This is a genomic window from Aliirhizobium cellulosilyticum (assembly GCF_014198105.1).
GTDB classification, from domain to species: domain Bacteria; phylum Pseudomonadota; class Alphaproteobacteria; order Rhizobiales; family Rhizobiaceae; genus Neorhizobium; species Neorhizobium cellulosilyticum.
Genome location: NZ_JACIGW010000001.1, coordinates 32,978 through 53,747, shown reverse-complemented (window position 1 = coordinate 53,747; position 20,770 = coordinate 32,978). Strand labels below are relative to the sequence as shown.

Sequence of the window (20,770 nt, the reverse complement as noted above, 5' to 3'; positions counted from 1 at the left end):
GAAGACCGCACACCATCCTTCCAGCGGCTTAGAAGCCTTCCAGCACGACCTTGCCCCTGGTCTTTCCGCTTTCGATCGCCGCATGCGCCTTCTTCAGATTGGCGGCATTGATCGGCGATAGCGTCTCGGTCACCGTCGTGCGGATCTTGCCCTCGTCGACCAGTCGCGACACCTCGTTGAGCAGCTTGCCCTGTTCGTCAATGTCAGCAGTCTCGAAGATCGAGCGGGTAAACATCAGCTCCCAGTGAATGGACACGGCCTTGCGCTTGAAGCCGAGCACATCGAGGCTTTCGGGATCGTCGATCAACCCGAACCGGCCCTGCGGCGCGATCAGATCGATGATCTCCTTCAGGTGGCGATGGGTCTCGGTCGTCGAGAATACGAAGGCGGGCGCGCCGATCCCAAGCGCTTCGACCTGCTCTGCGATCGGCTTCGAATGGTCGATCACATGATGAGCGCCGAGCGCCTTCACCCATTCCTGTGTTTCCGGCCGCGAAGCTGTGGCAATCACGGTCACATCGGTCAGCGCCCGCGCAAGCTGGATGGCGATCGAGCCGACGCCGCCTGCGCCTCCGATGATAACGATCGCATTAGCCGCACCCGGCACCGGCTTGCCGATATCCAGCCGGTCGAACAGCATTTCCCAGGCGGTGATCGCCGTCAGCGGCAGCGCCGCAGCCTCCGCATTGGAAAGGGTCTTCGGCTTCTGGCCGACGATACGCTCATCGACCAGATGAAACTGGCTGTTGGCGCCGGGACGGATCAGTGAACCGGCATAAAACACCTCGTCGCCGATCTTGAAATTCTTCGCATCGGCTCCGGCCTCGACCACTTTGCCGACGGCATCCCAGCCGAGAATTTTCCACTGACCGGCTTGCGGATTGACGCCTTTGCGAACCTTCGTGTCGACGGGATTGACGGAAATAGCTTCGACCTCGACGAGAATATCCCGCCCCTTCGGCACCGGCAAAGGAAGCTCTATGTCCTTTAACGCCTCGTCGCGCTCGATTGCGCCGGCTTCTCTGTAACCGATGGCTTTCATGATCTGCTCCTTTTGATGACGCATGCAGTGTCGATTGATGTGTCATCAAAATGGGCTATATTCACATAGGTGCAATACGCACAAAAACAGCACGTAGTATCAAAAAGGATACTGTCATGGCCAAGGCCCGTCACTCCCGTTTCGATTGCTCTCCCGGCTGCTCGGTGGAAGCGGCAATTGGTCTCATCGATGGCAAGTGGAAGTCCGTCGTGCTGTACCATCTTTTGTCGGGAACACTGCGCTTCAACGAAATCCGCAGGCATATCGTCAACGTCACGCCGCGCATGCTGACCAACCAGCTGCGCGAACTGGAAGACGATGGCCTGATTGAGCGCAAAGTCTATGCCCAGGTGCCCCCGAAGGTGGAATACAGCCTCTCCGAACTCGGCCGCAGCATGGAACCGATCCTGCTTGCGCTGAAACTCTGGGGCGATGCCAATATCGGCCTCTATGGCAAGCCGCGCGGCATGGATCCGCGCGAGCCCACGACGGACGATATCGCCGCATAACCCGTGACGCGCATCAGCCAGGATCGATGCTCATCAATCTGATCTGTTCGGCCTCGTCGAAACGGAGCAAGCCGCCATTCCGGTTGCGCTTCACCCGTTCGACATGCGCACGCGGGCTGACCCCGAAGACACGCTTGAACATGCGTGAGAAATAATAGGGATCACCGTAACCGACGTCCGCCGCCGCATTGGCAACCGGCATCCCCGCCTCCAGCAGATGCATGGCGCGCTCCATGCGCTTCTGCTCCTGGTATTTGCGCGGCGTGTGGCCTACCCGCTTCTTGAACTCGCGCAGAAAATAGTCAGCATTGAAGGGCGAGGCATCGACTGCCTGTTCCGCGATATCCGGATCGAGAGGATTGGCCGAGATCATCGCCGCAGCCTTCATTACCGCCAGATCAAGGGCGTCGGTTCCTTCGGTCTGATATGTCGCACTGTCGTTCCAGCCGATGAACGCGTCCTCGATATAGGCGATCAGCAGATACATGAAGAGATGATGCTGGCTGAGCGTCAGGGAAGAAGGCGGCGCCGTCTGGCGATATTGTCGCACCAGCGGCTCCAGTAGCGGCCACTTCTTAAGCCGGACATGAGGTCGCAGTTGCATCTGCGCAATCAGGTCATGCTTGCCGTAGATGTCCAAGGAGAAATGCTGGGCAATTCCCCTATAGATTGTCGTTCCGCGGTTCCAGCCGCGAAAGCGCTGCCCACGCCGGATAAGCATTGCGTCACCAGGCTCCATCACCCGGCGTTCCCCCTCGATGACATAGTGGCCGCAGCCTTCCAGGCAGATGACGAAATCTTCGACGGGGTTTGTCTTGTCAATGCGCCACGTCTTGGAATGCTCCATCTTGATCGTCGCTCGAGTGAGTTTCAACGACAGCGCAGAGGGCGCGATACTGGAGAGAATGCCACCTTCGATTTCGTCCATCTTTTTTTCCGTGTTTGTTCATTCATTCTCGACTGAAAATGAAATTATGTCACGCTAAATACTGGAGGGGGAACAGAATTGATGAATGTTCAGTCTTTCAGCTAAGCCACTGACGCATAACAGCCTTGCACCTATTGGCTGGAGGAGGAATTTGATTTGCACAAAAATGTATTTCTCATAACCGGGTGTGATTTGCCCGTTGGAGGCGCCTCATGAGGTCTCAGCGCTTCCTGGGATATGCCTATCTGACCCCATATTTGATTGGCCTCGTCATATTCACGGCCATCCCTTTTTTGACTTCGCTTTATCTGAGCTTCACCAGCTACGACCTGATGAGCAGCCCGCAATGGACCGGGCTGTCGAACTATGAGCGCCTGTTCACCCGCGACCGGACTTTCGACAAGTCGCTGACTGTCACGCTTATTTACGTATTTTCCACCGTGCCGCTGAAGCTTGCTTTCGCGCTCTTCATCGCCGCCATACTCAACTACAAGCTTAAATTCATTAATTTCTTCCGGACGGCTTTTTATGTCCCGTCCATCCTCGGCGGATCGATCGCCATCGCCGTTCTGTGGCGTTACCTCTTCTCGGCCGAAGGCCTCGTCAACATGGCGATCGGCGCTGTCGGCTTTGCTCCGGTAGACTGGTTCGGCGATCCGACAAATGCACTTTTCACCATCACGCTTCTGCGCTGCTGGCAGTTCGGTTCGGCCATGGTGATCTTCCTTGCCGCCCTGCAGTCGATCGACAAGTCGCTTTATGAAGCGGCCTCGATCGATGGCGCCGGCAAGGTCACGACCTTCTTCTTCGTAACACTGCCGCTGCTGACACCGGTCATTTTCTTCAATCTCGTCATGCAGATGGTCCAGGCATTCCAGGAGTTCAACGGCCCTTACATCATCACGCAAGGCGGCCCGCTGAAATCCACCTATCTCCTGCCCCTCTACATCTACGAGGAGGCCTTCAAGAAGTTCAACATGGGCTACGCCTCGGCGATCGCCTGGGTGCTCTTCGCCATCATCATGATCCTCACCATCGTGGCCTTCTGGTCCTCGAAGAAGTGGGTCTACTACGCCGGCGACAAGAGGAGCTGAGCCATGGCCGATATCACTATGCCCAAAACTGCGGCCCGCAACTCGGATGAAGCCGCCGCAGCAAAACGCGCCCGCATGGATCTCATCTCCGCGGTCGTCCGTTACTCCCTGCTCTTCGGTGTCGGCTTCCTGATGCTCTACCCGCTGATCTGGCTGGTCGGTGCAAGCTTCAAGACCAATTCGGAGATCTTTGCCGGCGCCGGTTTCCTGCCGGAAAGCCCGACAGTCGAAGGTTATGTCCAAGGCTGGCAGACCTCGACGCCCTATACATTCGGCCGGTTCTTCTGGAATTCGTTCCTGATTATCCTGCCAAAGGTCATCGGCACGGCCATCTCCTGCACGATGGTGGCCTACGCCTTTGCCCGCTTCGAGTTCCCGCTGAAGAAGATCCTGTTCGGATCGGTCATCGCCGTCCTGCTTCTGCCGAACGTCGTCACCCGCATTCCGCAATACATCCTCTTCAGGGATCTCGGCTGGCTGGATAGCTTCCTGCCGCTCTGGGTACCGTCCGCACTCGCCGGTGATGCCTTCTTCGTCTTCATGCTGGTGCAGTTCCTGCGCTCGCTGCCGACGGACATGGAGGAAGCCGCCCGTGTCGATGGCGCAAACAGCCTGCAGACGCTGATCTTCATCGTCGTTCCCATGCTCGGGCCCGCGCTGGTCTCGGTCTGCCTGTTCCAGTTCATGTGGACGATGAACGACTTCCTCGGACCGCTGATCTACATCTCGTCCGTCGACAAATATCCGGTGAGCCTCGCGCTCAAACTCTCAATCGATACAACCGAAGCCTTCGAATGGAACCGCATCCTGGCGATGTCGGTGCTCACCATCACCCCGGCGCTTGTCGTGTTCTTCGCAGCGCAACGGTACTTCATCGAAGGAATCTCTGCGGGAGGCAGAAAGGGCTGACATGGCACAGGTACAACTGAAAAACCTCGAGAAAGTCTACAACAAGACCAACAAGGTCGTTCACGGCATCGATCTTGATATCAAGGACGGCGAGTTCATGGTCCTGGTCGGCCCGTCGGGCTGCGCCAAGTCGACGACACTGCGCATGGTCGCCGGCCTCGAAGAAATTACGGCTGGTGACGTCATCATCGGCGGAGAGCGCGTCAACGATCTCTCGCCAAGCAAGCGGCAGATCGCCATGGTGTTCCAGAACTATGCGCTCTATCCGCATATGAAGGTGCGCGGCAATCTCTCCTTCGGCCTGCGCATCGCCGGTCGTCCGAAGGCGGAAATCGCCGCCGCAGTCGATAAGGTCGCGGAAATCCTTGAAATCGAACCGTTGCTCGATCGCCTGCCGAAACAGCTTTCGGGCGGCCAGGCCCAGCGCGTCGCGCTCGGCCGTGCACTCATCAAGAACCCCGGCGTCTTCCTCTTCGACGAACCGCTGTCGAACCTCGACGCCAAGCTGCGCGCCTCGATGCGCGTCCGCATTACCGACCTGCACCGCCAGTTGAAGGCGGAAGGCAGCTCGCCGACCGTCATCTACGTCACCCACGACCAGACGGAGGCAATGACCATGGGCGACCGCATCTGCGTCATGCAGGCCGGTCACATCATGCAGGTCGCCACCCCGAAGGAACTCTACAACGCTCCGGCCAATCTTTTCGTCGCAGGCTTCATCGGTACGCCGGAAATGAACCTCGTCGAAGGTGCTATGGAAGGCGGAGAGTTCATCATGGGCAGCCAGCGCCTGGCGCTCGGCAGCGATCTCGCAGGCCGGCTTTCCAGTCAGCCCGGCAACGCCGTTCTCGGCATCCGCCCGCAGCAGTTCTCACTGGTCTCGGAAGGACCGGCGCTGCAGGCAAAACTCGTGAATGCCGAGTTCATGGGCCACGAAGTCTACATGCATGCGGATTGCGAAGGCCGCAGGCTGGTGAGCGTGGTTGGTGCTGCAGAATTCGAGGCAAGGGGACAATCCGACGTGATCCGCCTGCGCCCCGACCCGAAGACATTGCACGTTTTCGACAAGTCAGATGGCCGCAACGTTTCGCTGCATGGAGGCAGCATTGCGGCATAACAATTTAAAGCCAATTTGAGGAGGCAACCATGAAAAGCATACTGAAATCATCCGTCTTTCTTGCAGGAGCAGCTCTTGCGGTCATCGCAATGGCACCTTCGGCAAGCGCCGCGGAACTGCGCATGTCGTGGTGGGGTGGTGAAAGCCGCCACGTCGCAACGCAGAAGGCCATTGCCGCTTGCGGCGCAAAATATGGCCACACAGTGAAGGGCGAGTTCACCGGTTTCGACGGTTATCTGGAAAAGCTGACGACCCAGATGGCAGGCAAGACGGAAGCCGATATCATCCAGGTCAATTGGCCGTGGCTGCCGCTGTTCTCCAAGGACGGCAAAGGCTTTGCCGACCTGCGCACCCTGAAGGGTCTCGACCTTTCGAACTGGAGCGACGGCGATCTGGAATCGGGCTCCACGAACGGAGTGCTGCAGGGCCTGTCGGTCTCCACCAGCGGCCGCGTCTTCTTCTTCAACACGACGACGCTTGAAAAAGCCGGCGTAGCCGTTCCGACCACTTGGGATGAGTTCTTTGCTATGACCAAGACGGTCAAGGAAAAGCTCGGTCCGGATTACTACACCTTCAACGCAGTCAAGGAGACGGCGCATCTTCTGATGACGCTGGCCGTAACCCAGGCCACCGGCAAGGGCATGGTTGATCCGAAGACCAACCGTGTAGCCTGGACACCTGAAGAACTGGCAGCCGGCATCGACTTCCTCGGCAAGCTAGTGGAAACCGGTGCGATCCGCTCGCAGAAGCAGGAAGCAGCCGACGGTAACGTCAACCTCTTCGAAAAGCCGGCTTGGTCGGAAGGCAAGATTGCAGGTTCCTACGAATGGGATTCGACCTATTCGAAATATGCCGATCCGCTGAAAGACGGCCAGGTCCTGAAGCCGGTACCGATGCTGAAGATGACCAATGGCAAGAGCGAAGGCGTCTTCCGCAAGCCGTCGATGGTCTTCTCAATCTCGAAGAACTCGAAGAACCCGGAAGCAGCAGCACAGATCACCAATTGCTTGCTGAATGAACCGGAAGGCATCGACATTCTCGGCACGTCGCGTGGCATTCCGGCCTCCAAGGCCGCCATGGCACGACTGACCAATGCCGGCGAACCGGAAGTCCGCGCCGCCAACGCAATCGTCATGGCCTCCGAAGGCCCGACGATTTCACCCTTCGACGAAAACCCGGTCATCCGCGGCATCATCATCGATACGCTCGAAGAATATGCCTACGAGCAGATCAACTCGACGGAAGCCGCCGAGCAGATCATCGAAGGCGTGAACGACGCCCTGAAGAAGTTCGACTAAGCGCGGACGGAACTCTCCACCCGGCCTGATCGCGGGCCGGGTGGTGCATAAATCAAGAGAGAAACGATGAACAAAGCCATTTCAGTTGCGATCTCAGCACGGATCGCGGCCATAAGGCTGGCTGTGCCTGGCGCACGTCATGCCCTGCCGCAACCGTTAGCCTGGCGCTTGTTGCGCAATGGGGAAAGCAACCCCGTACAGCAGGGAACGGCAACCACCGTGGTGACCCTCCTTGATGCCCTTTATCCCGCCACGGATTATCGTTTCGAGGCGGAAGGTTTCGAGCCTCTTTCATTTCGGACCCGCGATTGCGCCGGCCTCGTGCGGGCAGCCGATTACGGACTTGTTCAGAATACCGATCTGTCCGACCTTGCCGCAGCGCGCAAAAATGCCGACGCTCTTGCCAAGGCTTTGGCGGACACCCCCTTGGGTGGCACACTCTATATTGCACCCGGCACATGGACAGCCTTCCCCCTGAAGCTGCGGAGCGACCTGACACTGCATCTCGCAGAAGGTGCGGTGCTTCGCGCACCGAGCGTCCGAGAAGGTTGGCCGATCCTGCCGGCGCGCGCTGATGACGGCCGTATGCTGGGCAGCTGGGAAGGACTACCCGATGCCTGCTTTGCAGCTCCCGTTCATGCCATCGGCGCGGAACGTTTGACGATCGAAGGCAAAGGCACTCTCGACGGCTCCGGCAATGCCGGCGACTGGTGGACATGGCCGAAGGAAACCCGTGATGGCGCACGCCGTCCGCGCGGCCTTCACCTGGTCGATTGCAAAGAGACCCTTCTCCTCGGCTTCACCATTCGCAATGCTCCCTCATGGACCGTCCACCCGCAGGGCTGCGACGGACTGGCGGCGGTGGCACTCCACATCCAGGCGCCCCATGACAGCCCCAATACCGACGGCTTCGACCCCGAAGGCTGCCGCAATGTAACGGTCGAGGGTGTGCGCTTTTCCGTCGGCGACGATTGCATCGCCATCAAGGCCGGCAAGCGCGGCAACAAGGGCGAAGCGGACCACCTGAGCGAAACCCGCGGCGTCGAAATCCGCCATTGCCTGATGGAACGCGGCCATGGCGGCGTCGTCATTGGTTCGGAAATGTCCGGCGGCGTTCATGATGTGACCGTCGAGGATTGCGATATGGTCGGCACCGACCGCGGTCTGCGGATAAAGACCCGCCGCGGTCGTGGCGGCGGCATCAGCAACATCACCATGCGCCGTGTAAAGATGGATGGCGTCTTGGTTACGCTTTCGGCCAACGTCCACTATTTCTGCGATGCAGACGGCCATGACGACTGGGTCCAGTCTCGGACACCTGCACCGGTCGTCGAGGGAACGCCCTATGTCGACGGCATTTTCGTCGAGGACGTCGATGTCTATGGCTTGGCGCTTGCCGCAGGCGTCTTCCTTGGCCTGCCGGAAATGCCGGTCCGCAACATCCGCATCCGCGGCCTGCGTATTCACTCCACCGACCCGGCCGCAATAGCGGCACCTCCCATCATGGCCGATGGCGTGCGGGCCATGCGTCACGAACAGATCCTCTGCGAACATGCGCAGATCGACATCGATGATGCGAGCCTGCTCTCCACCGACCCGATCTCCCTCCCAAACCTACTGGCACCCCGATGAAACCCACCGACTATTTCGACCAATTCTGCACTCGCTACCAGGCCTACAAGAACGGCAACTGGTGCTATGAGGACGGCTGCATCTATCGCGGACTGGAACTGCTCTATCAGGCAACTGGCGAGCAGCGCTGGCTCGACCATATCCTGCGTCTGATTGATCCCCAGGTCAGCCCGGACGGAAGCCTTGCCGGCTACACTCAGGAAGAGTTCAACATCGACAACGTCCTGCCGGGACGTGCGTTGATCTTCCTCGACCGGCAAACCGGCGATCCCCGCTACATGGCGGCAGCACGCCGCCTGATCGCACAGCTCGATGCGCATCCGCGCATCCCGGCCGGCAACTACTGGCACAAGAAGCGCTATCCTTCTCAGGTCTGGCTGGACGGGCTCTATATGGGCCTGCCCTTCCAGGTCGAATATGCGCTCCGGTCCGGTGAAACGCCAAGGATCGCCGATGCCCTGCAGCAACTGGCAACGGCACTCGCGCTGACCCAGGTCGGCAACGGACTTTATGTCCACGGCTATGACGACAGCCGCGCGGAAAAATGGGCAGATCAACTCACCGGCAAATCTCCGGCCGTCTGGTCGCGCGCCATCGGATGGCTGATCATGGCGCTGGTCGATATCCTTGCAGTTCTTCCCGCAGATCAGGCAACAGCAACGCTGAGAAAACAGACACGCGCGGTTCTTCTGGCACTTGCCGAAAGGCAACAGCAATCCGGCCTCTGGCCGCAGGTGCTGGATGCCCCGGATCTTGCCGGCAATTACGACGAAACCTCTGCATCGGCCATGTTCGCCTATGCCCTGCTGCGGGCCGAGCGACTGGATCTGACATCCCCGGAAGAAGCGTCGAAAATCCGCGCCTCCGGCCAGAAGGCGGCAGAAGCGCTTATCGACACACGGCTTGTCGAAGAAAACGGCGAAACCCGCCTTGTAGGCATCTGCCAGGTGGCAGGCCTTGGCCCCTTCAATGGCCGTTATCGTGACGGCTCGCCGGCCTATTATCTGGTCGAGGAAGTCGTGGCCGATGACGCCAAGGGGGTCGGCCCCTTCATGATGGCCTATGCGGAAGCCACGCTTGCGATCAGGGCAAAGGCTGCCTGACCATTAATCGGAACAACCTGGCGGCATGCTCTCATGCCGCCAAATCACTTAAGTCTCAAGCAGCCCAGCTGCGCTCCAGAACCGAAATCCAGTTCTCGTGGCCGATCTTCTTCAGTTCGGCATCGTTGAAGCCATGCTTGCGCAGAGCCTCGACCAACAGGGGCAGCCCGGCCGCATCCTTCATTTCCGCCGGAATGGTCGTGCCGTCGAAATCAGAGCCGAGCGCCACATGCTCGATGCCGATCCGCTCCGCGATATAGGCAACATGGCGCACCAGAAGATCAATACTGGTATTCGGGTCCTTCACCCCGTCGTCACGCAGGAACAGCACACCGAAATTGATGCCGGCAAGCCCCCCCGTATCGCGAATAGCATCGAGCTGGCGGTCGGTGAGATTGCGGCTGTGGTTGCAAAGCGCATGCACGTTGGAATGCGAGGCAACCAGCGGCGCCTTGGAAAGCTTGGCGATCTCCCAGAAACCTGCCTCGTTCATGTGCGACAGGTCGACCATGATCTTCAGCTCGTTGCAGGCACGGATCAGGTCACGGCCGGCATCCGTCAGGCCCGGACCGATATCCGGCGAAGACGGGTAGCGGAACGGCACGCCATAGGCGAAGACATTCGGCCGGCTCCAGACCGGGCCGAGCGTGCGCAGGCCCGCCTGATGCAGCACGTGAAGTGCGTCCAGATCGGCGGCGACCGCTTCCGCTCCCTCGATATGAAAGACCGCGGCAAAACTGCCGGTTTCGATCGATCGGCGGATATCGTCGGCCGTGCGGCATACGGTCACTGCGCCCTGCGAGCGGGCTTCGATATCGAAAAGAAGCCGCGCCATCGCCAGCGTCTCATTCAGCGCATCGGGCTGCAAAGGTGTTGGATAATCCCCGTTCGCGTCCTTCGTCATGCTTGGCGAGGGCACGTAAATAGCGCATAGACCGCCGGCCAGGCCGCCGGCCCTGGCGCGAGGCAGGTCGATATGTCCTGTTTCTTCGCCTTCAATAAAACGCTTTACCGGATCGTTGCCGCCACCACGTCGCAAGCGGAGAAGCACGTCATTGTGGCCATCGAAAATCGGGAGAGGATTGTTCAACATTTTCAAAATCGTCCTGCCGGAACCTATCAGTTGTGGCTATCCGTAAGTAGGTGGGGCCGCGGTCGCAAATGCAAACCGCGCATAACCTATTCGAAAAATGGAATTGGTCGGCCCGTAAACGCACTGTTAAGATGCGCGACAAATTGCGGCAAAATCTTGCTGACCCTTCAAATACTGGGGGTTCAGTTGTTCAATGGGGAATATAGCAATGGTATCCAGACGTAACTTCCTGATCGGCGGCGCAGCCCTGCCCTTCCTGTCCTACATCAACCTGGCCGACACAGTTTTCGCGGCCACGCCGAAGGACATCCTGGTTGTTGCCCAGCAGCTCGACAACATGACCAGCCTTGACCCGCATGAGGGTTTTGAGGCCGTCGGTGGCGAGATGATCAGCAACATGTACGAAAAGCTGGTTCGCGCCAACAGCGACAACCCCAATGAAGTCCTCCCGGTCATCGCCGCTTCCTGGGAAGCCGATGCCGACAACAAGGTCTTCACCTTCAAGCTCGGCAACTCCACCTTCGCCTCGGGCGCAGCCGTTACCGCGGACGACGTTGCGTTCTCGCTGCAGCGCGCCATCAAGATGAACAAGAGCCCGGCCTTCATAATCAACCAGTTCGGCTTCACGGCAGAAAATGTCGAAGCCATGATTGTTGCGAAGGACGAAAAGACCGTCACGCTGACGACCGAAAAGCCGACCGCAATCTCCTTCCTACTGTTCTGCCTCTCGGCAAACATCGGCGCCATCGTTGAAAAGAAGACGGTTCTCGAAAACGAAGTGAATGGCGACCTCGGCAATGCCTGGCTGCAGAAGAACAGCGCCGGCTCCGGTTCGTTCAAGCTTCAGTCCTGGAAGGCTTCCGAAAGCATCGCGCTGACGCTCAACGAGCACGGCCCGTACAAGGGTAACCTCAAGCGCGTCATCATCCGCCACGTCGTCGATCCGTCCTCGCAGATGCTGATGCTGCAGAAGGGTGATGTCGATATCGCACGCGACCTGACCTCCGAGCAGCTGAAGGTTCTGCAGTCCGACGAGAACGTCGTTCTGGTGCGCAAACAGATCGCATCCCTGATGCTGATCTCGATGAACCAGACCAATGCGAACCTCGCAAAGCCGCAGGTTTGGGAAGCCGTCAAGTGGGCGCTCGACTACGAAGGCATCCAGAAGAACATCATCCCGCTGACGCACGCCGTTCACCAGAGCATGGAACCGGCAGGCTTCCCGGGCACGGTCATGGATACGCCGTTCCAGAAGGATGTCGCCAAGGCCAAGGCGCTGATGGCGGAAGCCGGTCTCGCAGACGGTTTCGACATCACCCTCGACCACTACTCGGCACAGCCGGCTCCGGATATCGCCCAGGCGATCCAGTCGAACCTCGGCGAAATCGGCATCCGCGTAAAACTGCAGTCGGCTGAAAACCGCCAGGTTCTCACCAAGATGCGCGCCCGCCAGCACGAAATGGCGCTGTCCGCATGGGGCACCGACTATTTCGACCCGAACTCCAATGCCGAAGTGTTCTGCATCAACAAGGACAATTCGGACGACGCCAAGAAGAAGCCTTTCGCATGGCGCTCCAGCTTCAAGAACGACGAACTGACCGCCAAGGCTGAAGCAGCCCGCGACGAGAAGGACCCGGCAAAGCGTCTGGAACTCTACGAAACCCTGCAGCGCGAATTCATGCACAACAGCCCGTTCGCGATCATGTTCCAGAACACCAAGACCGCAGCTTGCCGCAAGGGCGTTACCGGTTTCCAGATCGGCGTTCTGTCTGAAGGCAACTCCTACCTCGGGACCAACAAGGCGTGAACAGACGTTTTAAAAGCCTTGCAGCAACACTGAGCAGCGTCCTCCTAACGCTGTTCGGTTTGACTGTCCTGACTTTCCTCATCGGCCGGGTCATGCCGGTCGATCCGGTCATTGCCGCCGTTGGCGACAATGCGCCCGAGGATGTCATTCTTCGCGTACGCGCCGAAATGGGCCTTGATCAGCCCATTCCGGTGCAGTTCCTGCATTATCTCTACCAGCTGGCCCACGGCGATTTCGGCATGTCGGTTCTGACCAAGAACCCGGTCGCAACCGATATCGTCCGCTTCTTCCCGGCCACTTTCGAGCTTGCCACCGCAGCCCTGCTTCTCGCAGCGCTGATCGGCATTCCGCTCGGCGTCTGGGCAGCTGTGCGCCAGGGCACGTTCACCGACCAGGCGATCCGCGTCGTCTGCCTCGCCGGCCATTCTGTGCCGGTCTTCATGCTGTCGCTGATCTCGCTTCTGATCTTCTATTCCTGGCTCGACCTCGCCCCGGGTCCCGGCCGCCAGGACATCATTTTTGACGGCATGATCGATACGGTCACCGGCATCCTGACGATCGACACCCTGATCGCCGGCGATTTCGATGCGTTCAAGGATGCGCTTGCGCATATGGCCCAGCCGGTCATCATCCTCGCCTATTTCTCGATGGCCTATATCGCCCGCATGACGCGCGCCTTCATGATCGACGCGTTGAAGGGCGAATATGTCATCACCGCCCGCGCCAAGGGCCTGTCACTGACGAAAGTCATCTGGGGCCATGCCTTCCCGACGGTTGCAGTCCAGCTCGTCACCGTCATGGCGCTGACCTATGCCGGCCTTCTCGAGGGCGCCGTCGTCACCGAGACCGTGTTCTCCTGGCCGGGCATCGGACAGTATCTGACCGTCTCGCTGATGAATGCGGACATGAACCCGGTCGTCGGCACCACGCTGCTGATCGGCCTCATCTATGTCGGCCTCAACCTGATTGCGGACATTCTCTACCGCGTCCTCGATCCACGGGTACAATAATGAACGCCACCTTCCGAAACTGGGCGCTGGACGAAAATCCGTCCTCGCGCCGCCAGGCCGCCTGGGGCAACTGGTACCGTATCTGGCTGAACCTGCGCGGCAACGCGCTCGGCATGATCGGCCTGACCATCATCGCCATTTTCATCGGCATCGCCATCTTCGCGCCGCTGCTTGCCACCCACGATCCGGCAATGCAGGATCTCGGCAACCGCCTCGCGGCTCCGAGCGCGCTGCACTGGTTCGGCACCGATGAACTCGGCCGCGACATCTATTCGCGCCTTCTCTACGGCGGCCGCGTCACGCTGGGCATGGTCATCGCCGTTGTCGTTCTGGTCGCCCCGATTGGCCTCGCCATCGGGTGCATCGCCGGTTATTTCGGCGGCATCGTCGATACGATCCTGATGCGCATCACCGACATCTTCCTCGCCTTCCCGCGTCTCGTTCTGGCCCTCGCCTTCGTAGCCGCCTTGAAGCCGGGTGTCGAAAGCGCCATTCTCGCCATCGCACTGACCGCCTGGCCGCCCTATGCCCGCATGGCCCGTGCCGAAACGCTGACGGTTCGCGGCAGCGATTTCATCGCAGCCTATCGCCTGACCGGTGGCTCCTCCTGGCGCATCATCTTCCGTCACATTATGCCGCTCTGCGTGCCGACGCTCATCGTTCGCGTCACGCTCGACATGTCGTCGATCATCATCACCGCCGCCTCGCTCGGCTTCCTCGGCATGGGCGCCCAGCCGCCGTCGCCGGAATGGGGTGCGATGATCGCGACAGCCAAGCGCTTCATCTTCGAACAGTGGTGGGTTGCCGCCATTCCCGGCATCGCAATCTTCTTCGTCTCGCTCGCGTTCAATTTCTTGGGCGATGCGCTGCGCGACGTACTGGATCCGAAGGGGAACTGACGGATGCTGGTCGATATTCAAAACCTCAAGATCGGCTTCAAGTCGCGCACCGGCTTCCATCAGGCAGTCAAGGGCGTGTCGCTGAAGCTTGGCACCGAAAAGCTGGGCATTGTCGGCGAAAGCGGCTCGGGCAAGAGCCTGACCGCCCGCGCACTGATGAAGCTTCTGCCCACGCAGACCGTCATCGCGGCGGACAAGCTGGAATTCGACGGCATCGACATCCGCTCGGCGTCGGAAAAGCAGATGCGCACGATCCGCGGCAAGCGGGCCGGCTTCATCCTGCAGGATCCGAAATATTCGCTGAACCCGGTAAAGACCGTCGGCAGCCAGGTCGCCGAAGCATGGCGCACCCACAAGGGCGGCAGCAAGCGCGCAGCGCTGGAAGCCGCGATCAACCTTCTGGAAATGGTGAAGATCCGCGATCCGAAGAAGGTCGCCGCCTCCTACCCGCACGAAGTCTCCGGCGGCATGGGCCAGCGCGTCATGATCGCCATGATGCTCGCCCCCGATCCAGAACTGCTGATCGCCGACGAGCCGACGTCTGCGCTCGATGCCACGGTGCAGGCCGAAATCCTGCGCCTGATCGAGGAACTGGTGTCGGAACGCGGCATGGGCCTTCTGCTCATCAGCCACGACCTGCCGCTCGTCTCGCATTTCTGCGACCGCGTCGCCGTCATGTATGCCGGTCATGTGATGGAAGAACTGAAGGCGTCGGACCTGCTCGCCGCGCAGCATCCCTATACGCGCGGCCTCTTGAACTGCATGCCCTCGCTGATGCACCCGAAGGAGCGCCTGCCCGTCCTTACCCGTGATCCGGAGTGGCTGAAATGACGATCGAGATCGACAATCTGCGTATCAGCTTCGTTGGCCGCGAAGTCGTCAAGGGCGTGTCCTTCAACGTCGCCAAGGGCGCAAGCTTCGGTATCGTCGGTGAAAGCGGCTCAGGCAAATCCACGGTGCTGCGCGCCATGGCCGGCCTCAACAACGACTGGTCCGGCCGTATCGCCTTTTCCGGCGAAAACGCCCCGCTCTATCGTCCGCCTGCCTTTTTCCGCAAGGTGCAGATGGTGTTTCAGGACCCTTATGGTTCGCTGCACCCGCGCCAGACGATCGACCGCATCCTGTCGGAACTGCCGCTCGTGCATGGGATGGACAATATCGATGACCGCATCGCCAAGGTGCTGTCGGCCGTTGCCCTGCCGCAGACCGCGCGCTTCCGTTATCCGCACCAGCTTTCGGGCGGCCAGCGCCAGCGCGTCGCAATCGCTCGCGCCCTGATCGCAGAACCGGAAGTTTTGCTGCTCGATGAGCCGACTTCGGCGCTCGACGTCTCGGTTCAGGCAGAAATCCTCAACCTTCTGGCTGATCTTCGCGCAGAGCGGAACCTCACCTATGTGATGGTCAGCCACAATCTCAGCGTCATCGCGCATCTTTGTACTGAGGTCGGTGTGATGATCGATGGCCACATGGTTGAACAGGTAACTGCCGAGGACCTGAGACTCGGTAATGTCAATCACGCTCATACCCGCGAATTGCGCAGTCTGAGCGTGGAGCTCGAAGAACCGGCCTGACCTACGCATCGACCCGAGAACCGGTACGGTTTTCGGAAAGTACGATGCGTCACGAAAGTGCTACAGCGCCATTGCGGCGCTGTGGAGGGTTCTGGCGGACCCGGTCCGGTTCTAGAGCAGTAAGTGGAGAAGCGAGATGTCGATCACGGCCAACTGGGATAAAGCGCAACAAGCTGTCAGAAAATTCACTGACGGATGGGGTGCTGATCAGCCCGGTGGTGCAGTGATCGGCTTCGACGCCAACGGCATCCGTTTTGCCGAGGTTGGCGGTGTCGAAAGCCTCTCCACCATGGCGCCGTTCGGCGCCGATACGGTCGTGCGTTACGCCTCCGTCACCAAACATGCTTTCTGTGCGATGGTGCTTTCCCACCCGGAAGCAATCTCCCTCGACGACAAGCTCGGCCAGCATCTGCCCGAGCTTCAGGAGCCGATCGCAAGTGTCACGGTCGCCCGCGCACTGGACATGAGCGGCGGCCTGCCCGACACGCGCGAATGCCTCTCCCTTCTCGGCCTCTCGGTCTGTACCGAAACCAAGGCCGGCCCGCTGATGGAGTTTCTCGCCCGCCAGACGCGCCTGAACTACGAAGCCGGAACCGAAGTTTCCTATTCCAATACCGGTTATCGCCTCGTCGAGACGGCCCTTGAACGCAAGGGCCTGTTCTTCCGAGATTTCATCCGTGATGCGGGCACAAAGGCCGGCGCCACGCTCGATGCCCCCGATGTCTGGAACGATCCCGTGTCCGGTCTCGTACCGGGCTACTGGCACGATGGCGAAAAATGGCAGCTCTCCGCCGCCGGCCTGCATATCTCCGCCTCCGGCAGTATGACCGGCAGCGCCACAAGCCTCGCCAACTGGCTGCGACTCCTGCTGTCCGGAAACGCGCCCTTCGCTGGCACGCTTGCCCGCCTTGCCGCCCCCCGCACCCTGAAAGATGGGGCCGAAAGCGGCTACGGCCTCGGCATCTGCCGCACTGTGCTGGATGGTCACGAATTCACCGGCCATGGTGGCTCGCATCCCGGCTACAAGACCTATTTCCTTCTCGATCAGGCAAACCAGACCGGTTTCGTCATCGTCTCCAACCGCGAGGACACCAATGGCAGCAAGATCGCGCAGGCAGCCATGGCCGCGCTGTTCGGCCTTGCCCTGCCCGTCCCCTCCTCTGCCTTAAAGGATGGTCTTTACGTCACCGAAACCGGTCCTTTCTGGATCGAGGTCAAGGGCTCCAGCGTCAACTGGCTAGACGCCGATACCGCAGCTTATGAGGACGAAGACGGTTATACCTCGTCCTTCTCCGCCACGTCTCCCATGCGCCTGAAGATGGATGGCACAGCGATCGTCGGCCAGATTGGCTACCCCGCCCGCCGCCTCCACCCGGCTGTCGATACAGGCGTCCCGGCATCGCTTTCCGGCCGCTGGTTTTCCGATGAAGGCGCGACGTTCGAGATCGACGGCGAAACCCTCGTCATGGGTGTCGGCCCGGTCCGTCACCGCATGCCGATGACCGCGCTCGGCAACGGCCGCTTCCTCTTCACCCTGAAGGATGGCCCCTGGACGAAGCGTGTCTGCCTGCATCTCCTATCCGAAAGCCGCCTCGAACTGGTTCTGTCACGCGCGAGAATGATCGAATATAACCGCGCCTGACGGCAGCGTACTGACACAGTCGCATTCCAAAAGCATGATCTGCTGATTGCATTTTGCCGTCATTCGGACCAATGGAAGACCGCAGCCGGTTTTGCATTGGAGTTCGCCGTGGAAGTCAAATGGCTTGAAGATTTTCTGGCGCTGGCGCAGACGCTGAACTTTTCCAAGGCTGCAGACGAGCGCAACGTCACCCAATCCGCATTCAGCCGCCGCATAAAGCAGCTCGAAGCCTGGGTCGGAACCAGCCTCATCGACCGCGCCACCTATCCTTCACGCCTGACCGAAGCCGGCAAGCGTTTCGTGCCGATCGCCGAGCAGACGCTGCAAAATCTCTATCAGGCCCGCCGCAATCTGCAGCATGAGGAAGGCAATGACGCCCGCACCGTGACGCTGACGGCGCTCCACACGCTGTCCTTCACCTTCTTTCCGGATTGGCTGACGGATCTTAGCGCCAAGCTCGGACCGATCGTTTCCCACATGCGGCCGGATTCCGGCAGCATGGAAGAAAATTTGAATTCCCTGATCGACGGTGATTCCGATTTTCTGCTGACCTACCAGAACCTGCATGTGCCGATGTTGCTCGATCCGCAATTCGAACATCATACGCTCGGGGCAGAAACGATCATCCCCGTCAGCGCCCCGAATAAGCAAGGCGCGCCGCTTCATCAGGTCGAGGCGGGCTTCGCACATGTAAGCTATCAGAAAACGTCGTTCTTCGGTCAGTTGATGGCCGGTGCCCTGGCAACACGCCTGCCGACGGACAATCGCGTCCATGTCGGCAGCCATTCCATCGGCCTGAAAAGCATGGCCCTGGCGGGCTGGGGCGTGGCATGGATGCCGGAAAGCCTCGCCAATGCGGAACTGGCGGACGGAAGACTTGTCCGCGCAGCAGAAAATGACTGGGATATCGAGGTCGAAATCCGCCTCTATCGCTCGAAGGAAAACCGGCGGCCCATCGTCAAACGCATATGGGAGACATTGGCCGCCGGCTGATGTTCCTGGCAATTCCAATCTCCGGAATCGCCCTGAAACAACGAAATGCTTAGACCGCCGTGCGGCGGGCATTATCCATGTAGAGCTTGCGCAGGCGCGTAAACATCGGGCCGGGCTTGCCGTCACCGACAGGCTTGCCGTCGATCGATGTGATCGGCACGATGAAGTTGGAAGCGCTGGTGAGGCAGGCTTCGCGCGCCGCCATGGCTTCCTCGACGGTGAACAGACGCTCCTCGACGGCCAGCCCCTGCTCGCGGGCAAGTTCGAGCACGGCCAGACGCGTGCAGCCCGGCAGGATGGCGTTGCCATTGCCACGCGTGACGATCTTGTCGTCATTGGTGATGATATAGGCGGTCGACGACGCACCTTCGGTAACGAAACCATCCTGAACCATCCAGGCCTCGTCGCAGCCTTCGGCCTTGGCGAGACGCTTGGCGAGAACCTGCGGCAAAAGACATACGGTCTTGATATCGCGGCGTTCCCAGCGCTGATCCGGCACGACCTTGACCTTCAGGCCCTTTTCGACGGCAGCGACATGTTCCAGCGTCTTTGCCTGAGTAAAAAGCAGCAGCGTCGGCTCGAGATTTTCCGAATAGAGGAAATTCCGGTCTTCCGCGCCGCGCGTGTACTGCAGGTAGATCACGCCTTCGTTCAGCTTGTTCTCTTCAACCAGACGCTTTTCGATGGCAACGATCTCGTCGGTCGAGATCGGCAGATGACCGCCGATTTCGCGCACGCTGCGCTCCAGACGCGTCATGTGCAGCGGGCTGTCGATCAGCTTGCCATCCAGCACGGCCGTGACTTCATAAATACCGTCACCGAAAAGAAAACCGCGATCGAAGATAGACACATGGGCTTCGTTCTCAGGCAGGAAGGCACCGTTCAGGTAGACGATGCGGGGGGCGTTGGCGGACATGGAAACTCCGTTGGGCTGTATGGAAAAAGATCAGCGACGCTTGAGAGCATCGAGAGAAATGGCATGAATGGTCGAAGGTTTGTTCGTCCCGGCATTGTAGCCATGGGTCGTTGTCGCCATCGTCATCGAATTGAGGATCGCCTCCTCGGCAGCCTCAATCACCGCTTCGAAGAGCGGCGAGACGATATCATTGGAAAGAACCGGGTAGTTCGCGACCGCCTTGCGGCGCTCCGGCGTGCGGCGTACCTCTTCGGCAGTGGAGAATGCCAGCGCATAATCGCCCGAGCCGTTACTGAGTGCAGCGCCCGTGCGCGCCAGCCCGCCAAAGCAACGCTCGGCAAGCCGTTTCAGATTGCGCGAGCAGAGCGGCGCATCAGTCGCCACGATCATCACGATCGAGCCGTCCTTGTCATGCGCGCCTTCTGCCTCATAAGGCTTGCCGGCGACCGTAAGCTTGCCGCCGTAATTGGACTGAACCAGCACGCCGACCGTATAGGCTGCTCCACCGGCCTTCGCGACACGTGAACTGGTACCGATCCCGCCCTTGAGACCGAAGGCAACCGTACCGGTACCGGCGCCGATTGCCCCCTCTTCGACCGGGCCTGTCTTCGCGGCAGCAAGCGCCGCCGCCATCTCGTCCACGGTCGGACGGGCAGCACGAATATCGTTCAGCCTTGAATCGTTGGTCTCGCCGACAACGGCATTCAGCGACACGACGCGCTCATTACCGGCCTGTGCCAGCGTATGCCGGTTGATCGCCTCGATGGCACGGCCGACACCGAGCGTATTGGTCAAGAGGATCGGCGTTTCGATCTCGCCAAGCTCGGCGATCTGCGTCGAACCCGCGAATTTGCCGAAACCGTTGAATACGGCGAGTGCTGCCGGCACCTTGTCCTGAAACAGATTGCCGGAATGCGGAAGGATGGCGGTCACACCCGTGCGCGTCCGTTCACCTTCGACGCAGGTCACATGGCCGATGGCAACGCCCGCGACATCGGTGATCGCGTTGAGCGCGCCGGGCTCGTAATGGCCGATGGAAATACCGAGATCACGCAGGCGCGCACGAGGTTCACTGACCATTGAATGGGTTCCGGTCTTCAGACTGGCCGAAGATTACTTCAGCAAGATCCCAACCGGCACAACAAAAACGGAATAGTTTCAGACCGGCTTTGCAAGAGGATGACCGACAGCAACCACTCCCCATATT

General features: G+C 59.8%; 19 protein-coding genes. 14 read left to right on the top strand and 5 right to left on the bottom strand.

The features are described 5' to 3' along the window. Nucleotides 1–28: 28 nt before the first annotated feature. Nucleotides 29–1,042: a zinc-binding alcohol dehydrogenase family protein gene (locus tag GGE33_RS00215; protein WP_183820792.1), complete on the bottom strand. Its 1,014-nt coding sequence runs from the start codon at nucleotides 1,040–1,042 to the stop codon at nucleotides 29–31. A 116-nt stretch (nucleotides 1,043–1,158) separates the two neighbouring features. Between GGE33_RS00215 and GGE33_RS00210 the strand changes: the two genes are divergently transcribed. After that, a complete protein-coding gene (locus tag GGE33_RS00210; protein ID WP_183820791.1) occupies nucleotides 1,159–1,551 on the top strand; it encodes a winged helix-turn-helix transcriptional regulator in 393 nt (130 codons plus the stop codon). A 13-nt stretch (nucleotides 1,552–1,564) separates the two neighbouring features. Here the strand turns inward: GGE33_RS00210 and GGE33_RS00205 are convergent, their stop codons facing one another. Continuing rightward, entirely contained in the window at nucleotides 1,565–2,479 is a 915-nt protein-coding gene (locus GGE33_RS00205) for an AraC family transcriptional regulator (RefSeq protein ID WP_148145212.1), read from the bottom strand. 212 nt (nucleotides 2,480–2,691) lie between these two features. On the opposite strand from GGE33_RS00205, the gene GGE33_RS00200 reads away from it, so the two are divergent. The 6 genes from GGE33_RS00200 (at nucleotide 2,692) to GGE33_RS00175 (ending at nucleotide 9,632) form a co-directional block, all read left to right on the top strand. Further along, nucleotides 2,692–3,573, top strand: coding sequence for a carbohydrate ABC transporter permease (locus tag GGE33_RS00200; RefSeq protein WP_148145213.1), 882 nt, complete (start codon nucleotides 2,692–2,694; stop codon nucleotides 3,571–3,573). 3 nt (nucleotides 3,574–3,576) lie between these two features. Further along, nucleotides 3,577–4,482 carry a carbohydrate ABC transporter permease gene (locus GGE33_RS00195; RefSeq protein WP_183820790.1) on the top strand — a complete coding sequence of 302 codons (906 nt, stop codon included), beginning with the start codon at nucleotides 3,577–3,579 and terminating at the stop codon, nucleotides 4,480–4,482. Between the two features lies 1 nt (nucleotide 4,483). Then, on the top strand, nucleotides 4,484–5,599 hold the full coding sequence (locus tag GGE33_RS00190) for an ABC transporter ATP-binding protein (protein ID WP_183820789.1): 1,116 nt from the start codon (nucleotides 4,484–4,486) through the stop codon (nucleotides 5,597–5,599). 29 nt (nucleotides 5,600–5,628) lie between these two features. Further along, entirely contained in the window at nucleotides 5,629–6,897 is a 1,269-nt protein-coding gene (locus GGE33_RS00185; protein WP_183820788.1) for an ABC transporter substrate-binding protein, read from the top strand. A gap of 66 nt (nucleotides 6,898–6,963) precedes the next feature. Then, nucleotides 6,964–8,529 (top strand): polygalacturonase PglA, encoded by a 1,566-nt coding sequence (pglA, locus tag GGE33_RS00180; protein ID WP_183820787.1) that lies wholly within the window; start codon nucleotides 6,964–6,966, stop codon nucleotides 8,527–8,529. Continuing rightward, entirely contained in the window at nucleotides 8,526–9,632 is a 1,107-nt protein-coding gene (locus GGE33_RS00175; RefSeq protein WP_183820786.1) for a glycoside hydrolase family 88/105 protein, read from the top strand. The genes pglA and GGE33_RS00175 overlap by 4 nt, the downstream gene beginning before the upstream one ends. Before the next feature lie 55 nt (nucleotides 9,633–9,687). Here GGE33_RS00175 and GGE33_RS00170 read toward each other — a convergent pair whose 3' ends face one another. Beyond that, entirely contained in the window at nucleotides 9,688–10,725 is a 1,038-nt protein-coding gene (locus GGE33_RS00170; protein WP_183820785.1) for a dipeptidase, read from the bottom strand. Nucleotides 10,726–10,933: 208 nt separating this feature from the next. On the opposite strand from GGE33_RS00170, the gene GGE33_RS00165 reads away from it, so the two are divergent. The 7 genes from GGE33_RS00165 (at nucleotide 10,934) to GGE33_RS00135 (ending at nucleotide 18,647) form a co-directional block, all read left to right on the top strand. Next, on the top strand, nucleotides 10,934–12,532 hold the full coding sequence (locus tag GGE33_RS00165) for an ABC transporter substrate-binding protein (RefSeq protein WP_183820784.1): 1,599 nt from the start codon (nucleotides 10,934–10,936) through the stop codon (nucleotides 12,530–12,532). Next, on the top strand, nucleotides 12,529–13,542 hold the full coding sequence (locus tag GGE33_RS00160) for an ABC transporter permease (RefSeq protein WP_148145220.1): 1,014 nt from the start codon (nucleotides 12,529–12,531) through the stop codon (nucleotides 13,540–13,542). The genes GGE33_RS00165 and GGE33_RS00160 overlap by 4 nt, the downstream gene beginning before the upstream one ends. Next, nucleotides 13,539–14,441 carry an ABC transporter permease subunit gene (locus tag GGE33_RS00155; RefSeq protein ID WP_183822196.1) on the top strand — a complete coding sequence of 301 codons (903 nt, stop codon included), beginning with the start codon at nucleotides 13,539–13,541 and terminating at the stop codon, nucleotides 14,439–14,441. The genes GGE33_RS00160 and GGE33_RS00155 overlap by 4 nt, the downstream gene beginning before the upstream one ends. Nucleotides 14,442–14,444: 3 nt before the next feature. After that, complete coding sequence (locus GGE33_RS00150) at nucleotides 14,445–15,272, top strand: ABC transporter ATP-binding protein (RefSeq protein ID WP_183820783.1); 828 nt, start codon at nucleotides 14,445–14,447, stop codon at nucleotides 15,270–15,272. Further along, complete coding sequence (locus GGE33_RS00145; RefSeq protein WP_183820782.1) at nucleotides 15,269–16,012, top strand: ABC transporter ATP-binding protein; 744 nt, start codon at nucleotides 15,269–15,271, stop codon at nucleotides 16,010–16,012. The genes GGE33_RS00150 and GGE33_RS00145 overlap by 4 nt, the downstream gene beginning before the upstream one ends. A 136-nt stretch (nucleotides 16,013–16,148) precedes the next feature. Next, nucleotides 16,149–17,654, top strand: coding sequence for a serine hydrolase domain-containing protein (locus tag GGE33_RS00140; protein WP_183820781.1), 1,506 nt, complete (start codon nucleotides 16,149–16,151; stop codon nucleotides 17,652–17,654). Nucleotides 17,655–17,762: 108 nt separating this feature from the next. Next, entirely contained in the window at nucleotides 17,763–18,647 is an 885-nt protein-coding gene (locus GGE33_RS00135; protein ID WP_183820780.1) for a LysR substrate-binding domain-containing protein, read from the top strand. A 49-nt stretch (nucleotides 18,648–18,696) separates the two neighbouring features. Here the strand turns inward: GGE33_RS00135 and GGE33_RS00130 are convergent, their stop codons facing one another. Continuing rightward, nucleotides 18,697–19,563, bottom strand: a complete 867-nt coding sequence (locus GGE33_RS00130) for a D-amino-acid transaminase (RefSeq protein WP_183820779.1) — start codon at nucleotides 19,561–19,563, stop codon at nucleotides 18,697–18,699. 30 nt (nucleotides 19,564–19,593) lie between these two features. Further along, a complete protein-coding gene (locus GGE33_RS00125) occupies nucleotides 19,594–20,643 on the bottom strand; it encodes a P1 family peptidase (RefSeq protein ID WP_183820778.1) in 1,050 nt (349 codons plus the stop codon). Between the last annotated feature and the right edge of the window lie 127 nt (nucleotides 20,644–20,770).

Excerpts from the sequence above, each read along its gene's own strand:
- GGE33_RS00200 (WP_148145213.1), top strand. The coding sequence starts at position 2,692 with ATGAGGTCTCAGCGCTTCCTGGGATATGCCTATCTGACCCCATATTTG.
- GGE33_RS00185 (WP_183820788.1), top strand. The coding sequence starts at position 5,629 with ATGAAAAGCATACTGAAATCATCCGTCTTTCTTGCAGGAGCAGCTCTT.
- GGE33_RS00140 (WP_183820781.1), top strand. The coding sequence starts at position 16,149 with ATGTCGATCACGGCCAACTGGGATAAAGCGCAACAAGCTGTCAGAAAA.
- GGE33_RS00190 (WP_183820789.1), top strand. The coding sequence starts at position 4,484 with ATGGCACAGGTACAACTGAAAAACCTCGAGAAAGTCTACAACAAGACC.
- GGE33_RS00130 (WP_183820779.1), bottom strand. The coding sequence starts at position 19,563 with ATGTCCGCCAACGCCCCCCGCATCGTCTACCTGAACGGTGCCTTCCTG.
- GGE33_RS00210 (WP_183820791.1), top strand. The coding sequence starts at position 1,159 with ATGGCCAAGGCCCGTCACTCCCGTTTCGATTGCTCTCCCGGCTGCTCG.
- GGE33_RS00150 (WP_183820783.1), top strand. The coding sequence starts at position 14,445 with ATGCTGGTCGATATTCAAAACCTCAAGATCGGCTTCAAGTCGCGCACC.
- GGE33_RS00125 (WP_183820778.1), bottom strand. The coding sequence starts at position 20,643 with ATGGTCAGTGAACCTCGTGCGCGCCTGCGTGATCTCGGTATTTCCATC.
- GGE33_RS00170 (WP_183820785.1), bottom strand. The coding sequence starts at position 10,725 with ATGTTGAACAATCCTCTCCCGATTTTCGATGGCCACAATGACGTGCTT.
- GGE33_RS00165 (WP_183820784.1), top strand. The coding sequence starts at position 10,934 with ATGGTATCCAGACGTAACTTCCTGATCGGCGGCGCAGCCCTGCCCTTC.
- GGE33_RS00195 (WP_183820790.1), top strand. The coding sequence starts at position 3,577 with ATGGCCGATATCACTATGCCCAAAACTGCGGCCCGCAACTCGGATGAA.
- GGE33_RS00145 (WP_183820782.1), top strand. The coding sequence starts at position 15,269 with ATGACGATCGAGATCGACAATCTGCGTATCAGCTTCGTTGGCCGCGAA.
- GGE33_RS00205 (WP_148145212.1), bottom strand. The coding sequence starts at position 2,479 with ATGGACGAAATCGAAGGTGGCATTCTCTCCAGTATCGCGCCCTCTGCG.
- pglA (WP_183820787.1), top strand. The coding sequence starts at position 6,964 with ATGAACAAAGCCATTTCAGTTGCGATCTCAGCACGGATCGCGGCCATA.
- GGE33_RS00215 (WP_183820792.1), bottom strand. The coding sequence starts at position 1,042 with ATGAAAGCCATCGGTTACAGAGAAGCCGGCGCAATCGAGCGCGACGAG.
- GGE33_RS00175 (WP_183820786.1), top strand. The coding sequence starts at position 8,526 with ATGAAACCCACCGACTATTTCGACCAATTCTGCACTCGCTACCAGGCC.